Genomic DNA, 6,164 nt, shown 5'->3' with positions numbered 1-6,164 from the left:
TGAGCTAAGGCGAGGCAACGCCGTACTGGTTTAACGTTAATCCACTATATTTCCGCTTTTTTTAAAGTCCTACAAACACTTATGCTGCTCGACCTCAACCGCTTTTCCTTTTCCGTCTTCCTGAAAGAAGTCCGCCTGCTGACCGCCCTTGCCCTGCCCATGCTGCTGGCGCAGGTCGCGCAGGTGGGCATCGGTTTCGTCGATACCGTGATGGCGGGCGATGCGAGTACGGAGGACTTGGCGGCGGTGGCGTTGGGCAGCAGCGCGTTTGCCACGGTTTATATTACGTTTATGGGCATTATGGCGGCGCTGAACTCGCTGATTGCCCAGCTTTACGGCGCGGGTAAAACCGACGAAGTAGGCGAAACGGGGCGGCAGGGGATTTGGTTCGGGCTTTTTTTGGGGATTTTCGGCATGGTATTGATGTGGGCGGCGATTACGCCGTTCCGCAACTGGCTGACCTTGAGCGATTATGTCGAAGGCACGATGGCGCAGTATATGTTGTTCACCAGTCTGGCAATGCCCGCAGCAATGGTGCACCGTGCCCTGCACGCCTACGCTTCCAGCCTGAACCGCCCGCGCCTGATTATGTTGGTCAGCTTCGCGGCGTTTGTGTTGAACGTGCCGCTGAACTATATTTTTGTTTACGGCAAATTCGGTATGCCCGCTTTGGGCGGCGCGGGCTGCGGGTTGGCAACGATGGCGGTGTTCTGGTTCAGCGCGCTGGCGTTGTGGATTTATATCGCTAAGGAAAAATTCTTCCGCCCATTCGGACTGACGGCAAAATTCGGCAAACCGGATTGGGCGGTGTTCAAACAGATTTGGAAAATCGGCGCGCCCATCGGGCTGTCTTATTTTTTGGAAGCCAGCGCGTTTTCGTTTATCGTATTTTTGATTGCGCCTTTCGGCGAGGCTTATGTGGCGGCGCAGCAGGTCGGCATCAGTTTGTCGGGGATTCTCTATATGATTCCGCAAAGCGTCGGCTCGGCAGGGACGGTGCGCATCGGTTTTTCTCTGGGGCGGCGCGAATTTTCGCGGGCGCGTTATATTTCGGGCGTATCGCTGGTGTCGGGCTGGGCGCTCGCCGTGATTACCGTGCTTTCCTTGGTATTATTCCGTTCCCCGCTGGCAAGCATGTACAACAAGGATCCGGCGGTTTTAAGCATCGCCGCCACCGTCCTGCTGTTCGCCGGCTTGTTCCAACCGGCAGACTTCACCCAATGCATCGCGTCCTACGCCCTGCGCGGCTACAAAGTCACCAAGGTGCCGATGTTCATCCACGCCGCCGCCTTCTGGGGCTGCGGCCTGCTGCCGGGCTATCTGCTCGCCTACCGTTTCGATATGGGCATTTACGGCTTCTGGACGGCATTGATTGCCTCGCTCACCATCGCAGCCGTCGCCTTGGTGTGGTGCTTGGAATTGTGCAGCAGGGAGATGGTCAGATCGCATAAGGTCGTCTGAAAACTCCGCCGATTAAAATATCGAAACAATGGGCTGAAGCCCGCCACTGACAATACCTATTTTAAAGTTTAAACCCATGCAACCCATCCAATACCAAACCGACCTCACCCCCTACAACACCTTCAGTCTTCGCGCCCAAGCCCAAGCCTTTATCGCGCTCGAACACGCCGACGAGTTGTGCGACATCGTCCGACTGCCCGAGTTCGACCGCAATACCGTTTTATGGCTCGGCGGCGGCAGCAACATCCTCTTGATGCAGGATTACGCCGGACTGGTCGTACATATGGAAAACAAAGGCATCCGAGAGATTGCGCGTTCAGACGGCCTCGTTTACATCGAAGCGCAGGCAGGCGAAATCTGGCACGATTTTGTCCTGCACACCGTCGCGCTGGGTTTGAACGGTCTGGAAAATCTGAGCCTGATTCCGGGTACGGTCGGCGCGTCGCCCGTGCAGAACATCGGCGCATACGGCGTGGAGGCGAAAGACGTGATTCACAGCGTGCGCTGCTTCGATTTGGATACGGAAACCTTTGTCGAGCTTTCCAATGCCGACTGCCGCTTCGCCTACCGCGAAAGCCTGTTCAAGCAGGAAGGCAAAGGGCGTTATGTGATTGTTTCGGTCGTATTCGCCCTGAAAGAGCGTTTCGAGCCGAATTTGGGTTACGGCGATTTGGCAGCCGCCGTTGCCGAACTGAGCGCGGGCAGAATGCCGACGGCGAAAGACGTTTCCGATGCAGTGTGTGCAATCCGCAACAGTAAACTGCCTAATCCTAACGTACTTGGTAATGTCGGTAGTTTCTTTAAAAACCCCGTCGTCAGCGCGGAAAAAGCTGCCGCCCTGTTGCAGCAGCATCCCGATATGCCGCGCTATCCGCAGCCTGACGGTTCGGTCAAACTCGCCGCCGGCTGGCTGATCGACCAATGTCGTCTGAAAGGCTTCCAAATCGGCGGTGCGGCGGTACACGACAAACAGGCTTTGGTTTTGGTGAACAAAAACAATGCTTCTTCAGACGAGGTCTGGAAGCTGGCGCAACACGTCTGCAATACAGTATTTACTCGATTTCAGGTAGAATTACACGCCGAACCCAATTGGCTGCCCGCTTCGTTCAGCCTGTAAATCCAAGGAGTATGCCCGTGACCCGCATTGCAAAAACCAATACTTACACCCGCATCATCGACGCCAGCCTTGCGCTCTTCAACGAGGAAGGCGAGCGCAACATCAGCACCAACCATATCGCGGCGCATTTGGGCATCAGTCCGGGCAATCTCTATTACCACTTCCGCAACAAAGACGAAATCATCGTCCAACTGTTCAAACGTTACAGCGAAGCCCTGCTGGCATACCTGAATGAAGCCGTGTTGCCGTCCGATGTGGAAGACTCCATCAACTATATGGCGGGCATTTACGACGTTATGTGGGAATACCGCTTCCTCTTCAGCGACGTGAACACCCTGCTTGCGCGCAGTGCCGAACTTTTGGGCGAGCACAACACCTTCACCCAAGCCAAAGTCTCTCCGCTCTTGGTCAACCTGCTCACCCAGCTCAACGGTCTGAACATCATCCAAGCCGACCAAACCGCCATGAACGACCTCGCCGTCAATATGTGGATGGTCACGAAATACTGGTTCGACTTCGACAGCTCCCTGCGCGGACGCACCAAGCTGACCGAAGACTCCAAAGCACGCGGCATCCGTCGCACCTTAAGCCTCCTGCGCCCCTACCTATTACCGGAACACCGCGAGGAATACGACCGGAAAATAGGCGGTGCGCAGTCATAATCTTCATGCCGTCTGAGCTGATTTTCAGACGGCATTCATCTATAAACATGATACATAACCCTCTTTCCACCTCCCCCGACGCATCCATCTTAGGCCTAGGCTACCTCGGCCGCTCTTTGGCGCAAAAACTCTACGAAAACGGCAGCCGCGTCGCCGCAGTCAAGCGCAACCTGACTTCGGACGATATTAATCTGCCCATACGCCTCGACACCCTCGACCTCAATCAAGACAACGTGTTTCAAAGCGCGAACCCTGCCCGCGATACAAGCTTTTGGCAGCACCACGCCGACAAACCCGTTTGGTTCTGCCTCTTGCCGCCATCCTCGCTGACGCATTACGCCGATACCGTCAAACAATGGGCAGAACTTGCCCGGGCGTGTAACGTGCAACACCTGATTTTCACGAGCAGCACCAGCGTTTACGGCGATAAAGCGCGCGAATGCGACGAAACTGCCACACCCGACCCGCAAACCGAGTCTGCCCGCCAAATCCTCACCGCCGAGCAATACCTGCTAGATAGCGGCGTTCCGAACATCGACATCCTGCGGCTGGGCGGGCTATATTGCGCCGAACGCCATCCCGTCAGCCGCCTCGTTCAAAAGCAAAACATTCGGGGCGGCAACCAGCCCGTCAATATCGTCCACCGCGACATCGCCGTCGAAACCCTGTTTCAGACGACCCTCCACCCCAACGGCAGGCGCATACGCAACATTGTCGAACTGCGCCACCCGACCCGCTGCGATTTCTACACCGCCGAAGCCGCCAAATTCGGCCTCCCACCACCCGATTTCGCGCCTGATGACACAAGCCGCGGCAAAATTGTAAATACCGTTTCCGCCGACGGATTAAGCCTGTAAAATTACGGCTCCGCGACCGTTTCTGACGACCTTTCGGCAGCGGCAAAACCAAAACCAAAAAACACAGTCTTACTTAACAACCCCAAGTCCGAAAGTATCGAGAACACCCTATGTCCGCCCTATTTCCCGTTATCAACCACCTGATACAGCAAAATCCGGAACATCAACAAGACCTGTCCCGCCTGTCAGGCAAAACCCTGAGCCTCAACCTCGCTGGATTCGGACTGACCGGACGCATCAATCACGACGGCTTTCTCGAAACCGCCGACCAACCCGCCGACACCCTCATCACCTTCCACCAAAGCGCCATCCGCAAAATCCTGACCGGACAAGAACCCGGCGTCGGCGACATCAGCCTCGAAGGCGATCTCATGCTCGGCATGACCGTCCTGCCCATCCTCGGCAGCCTGCGCTACTACGCTTCAGACGACCTCGCCCGCATCTTCGGCGACTCACTCGCAGACAGCATCAGCGAACGCGCCGCAAACATCGGGCAAACCGTCAAAAAAATCGGACAAAGCATAGCCGAGCAAATCAGCGATTTTTCCCGCGAACCCGAATCCCCCGTTATCGACGCCGCCACCCTGTCCGCCTGGATGGAAGAAGTGGACAAACTGCGCGACGACGTCGCCCGCCTCAACGAACGCCTCGACCGGCTCGAACGCGACATCTGGATAGACTAATTTTCAGACGACCCCATGCCTATGAACAGCCCGTTTCACAACATCGGTATCGTAACCCGCCCCAATACCCCCGAAATCCAAAACACCGCCCACACCCTCATCCACTTCCTGCAGGGACACGGCCTCACCGTCTATCTGGACGAAATCGGAATAGAAGAACGCTGCATCTATGTTCAAGATACAGTCGGCTGCCACATCGTCAGCAAATCCGACTTGGGCAAACACTGCGACCTCGTCATCGTCCTCGGCGGCGACGGCACATTCCTCTCCGTCGCCCGCGAAATCGCCCCCCGCGCCGTACCCGTTATCGGCATCAACCAAGGGCATTTAGGCTTCCTCACCCAAATCCCCCGCGAAAACATGACCGAAGAGCTGCTGCCCGTCCTCGAAGGCAAATACCGGCCCGAAGAGCGCATCCTCATCGAAGCCGCCCTCGTCCGCGACGGACAAACCTTTCACCGCGCCCTCGCCCTCAACGACGCCGTCCTCTCGCGCGGCGGTGCCGGACAAATGATAGAGTTCGAAGTCTTCATCAACCAAGAATTCGTCTATACCCAACGCTCCGACGGCCTCATCGTCTCCACCCCCACCGGCTCCACCGCCTACTCCCTTGCTGCCGGCGGCCCCATCATGCAGGCAGGCTTGCACGCCTTCACCCTCGTGCCCATCTGCCCCCAATCCATGACCAACCGCCCCATCGCCATCCCCGACACCTCCGAAATCGAAATCCTCGTTACCCAAAGCGGCGACGCCCGCGTCCATTTCGACGGACAATCCTTCATCGACGTACAAAACCTCGACCGCATCATCATCCGCCGCTACCACAACCCCCTGCGCATCCTCCACCCCACCGACTACCAATACTTCCGAACCCTGCGCCAAAAATTACACTGGGGCGAACAGCTCGTATAAACACCAAAGGTCGTCTGAAACCCGATTGCCAAGTTTTCAGACGACCTCATCAACCCACAAACCCTTCCCCCATTCCCAAACCAACGCCATCCCTATCTAACAACAAACGGACAACCTAAACCCCACGTCCGCCCTTTATCAAAAACGTCCCCAATCATGAACCGACAAAAAACCTACCTCCTGCTGACCGCCCTGTTCACCCTGATTTTCATCGCACTCATCATGCTCGGCGGCTACCTGCTTTCCATCCAAAGCAAACAATTCGCCGTCGCCGCCTTCCTGTTCGCATTCGGCGCCGTCTTCGCCCAAATCGGCAGCCTCGCCCTCTACATCCGCCATAAAGCCCGCGCACAAATCATGCGTGAGCAACAAACCGAATCCCATTAAGGCTGGGTATTGTTCGTTATCCGTTTGCCGGTTCTACAGGCTTTACATAGGTAAAGTTTTGTTTGCCGCATTGCTCCCCCCCCCC

The 6,164-nt window shown here is 56.4% G+C and carries 7 protein-coding genes; all 7 read left to right on the top strand.

Annotation, left to right across the window (positions count from 1 at the left end; genetic code table 11):
• Positions 1 to 81 precede the first annotated feature (81 nt).
• The 7 genes from norM (at position 82) to HMPREF3277_RS07985 (ending at position 6,079) form a co-directional block, all read left to right on the top strand.
• Complete coding sequence (gene norM, locus HMPREF3277_RS08015; protein WP_070870687.1) at positions 82 to 1,461, top strand: multidrug efflux MATE transporter NorM; 1,380 nt, start codon at positions 82 to 84, stop codon at positions 1,459 to 1,461.
• A 76-nt stretch (positions 1,462 to 1,537) separates the two neighbouring features.
• Positions 1,538 to 2,578 (top strand): UDP-N-acetylmuramate dehydrogenase, encoded by a 1,041-nt coding sequence (gene murB / locus HMPREF3277_RS08010; protein ID WP_070870685.1) that lies wholly within the window; start codon positions 1,538 to 1,540, stop codon positions 2,576 to 2,578.
• An 11-nt stretch (positions 2,579 to 2,589) separates the two neighbouring features.
• Positions 2,590 to 3,240, top strand: coding sequence for a TetR/AcrR family transcriptional regulator (locus HMPREF3277_RS08005; RefSeq protein WP_070512092.1), 651 nt, complete (start codon positions 2,590 to 2,592; stop codon positions 3,238 to 3,240).
• Positions 3,241 to 3,287: 47 nt separating this feature from the next.
• The gene (locus tag HMPREF3277_RS08000; RefSeq protein WP_070870684.1) at positions 3,288 to 4,097 is read left to right on the top strand and encodes an SDR family oxidoreductase; all 810 of its coding nucleotides are present in this window, start codon (positions 3,288 to 3,290) and stop codon (positions 4,095 to 4,097) included.
• A 110-nt stretch (positions 4,098 to 4,207) separates the two neighbouring features.
• Positions 4,208 to 4,780, top strand: a complete 573-nt coding sequence (locus HMPREF3277_RS07995; protein ID WP_070870682.1) for a ubiquinone biosynthesis accessory factor UbiJ — start codon at positions 4,208 to 4,210, stop codon at positions 4,778 to 4,780.
• 21 nt (positions 4,781 to 4,801) lie between these two features.
• Positions 4,802 to 5,692, top strand: a complete 891-nt coding sequence (locus tag HMPREF3277_RS07990) for an NAD(+) kinase (protein ID WP_009311703.1) — start codon at positions 4,802 to 4,804, stop codon at positions 5,690 to 5,692.
• 156 nt (positions 5,693 to 5,848) lie between these two features.
• Positions 5,849 to 6,079 (top strand): NGO_0222 family membrane protein, encoded by a 231-nt coding sequence (locus HMPREF3277_RS07985; protein WP_019270290.1) that lies wholly within the window; start codon positions 5,849 to 5,851, stop codon positions 6,077 to 6,079.
• Positions 6,080 to 6,164: the final 85 nt, after the last annotated feature.

Origin of the sequence: Neisseria sp. HMSC70E02, from assembly GCF_001838645.1 — a bacterium.
In the GTDB taxonomy this organism is placed as follows: Bacteria; Pseudomonadota; Gammaproteobacteria; order Burkholderiales; family Neisseriaceae; genus Neisseria; species Neisseria macacae.
Note: the sequence above shows the minus strand (reverse complement) of the source record. Positions and strands in the feature narration are given on the sequence as shown.

Bases quoted from the DNA above. Each gene is read 5' to 3' on its own strand.
- HMPREF3277_RS07995 (WP_070870682.1), top strand. From the start codon at position 4,208: ATGTCCGCCCTATTTCCCGTTATCAACCACCTGATACAGCAAAATCCG.
- HMPREF3277_RS08005 (WP_070512092.1), top strand. From the start codon at position 2,590: ATGCCCGTGACCCGCATTGCAAAAACCAATACTTACACCCGCATCATC.
- HMPREF3277_RS08000 (WP_070870684.1), top strand. From the start codon at position 3,288: ATGATACATAACCCTCTTTCCACCTCCCCCGACGCATCCATCTTAGGC.
- norM (WP_070870687.1), top strand. From the start codon at position 82: ATGCTGCTCGACCTCAACCGCTTTTCCTTTTCCGTCTTCCTGAAAGAA.
- HMPREF3277_RS07985 (WP_019270290.1), top strand. From the start codon at position 5,849: ATGAACCGACAAAAAACCTACCTCCTGCTGACCGCCCTGTTCACCCTG.
- murB (WP_070870685.1), top strand. From the start codon at position 1,538: ATGCAACCCATCCAATACCAAACCGACCTCACCCCCTACAACACCTTC.
- HMPREF3277_RS07990 (WP_009311703.1), top strand. From the start codon at position 4,802: ATGAACAGCCCGTTTCACAACATCGGTATCGTAACCCGCCCCAATACC.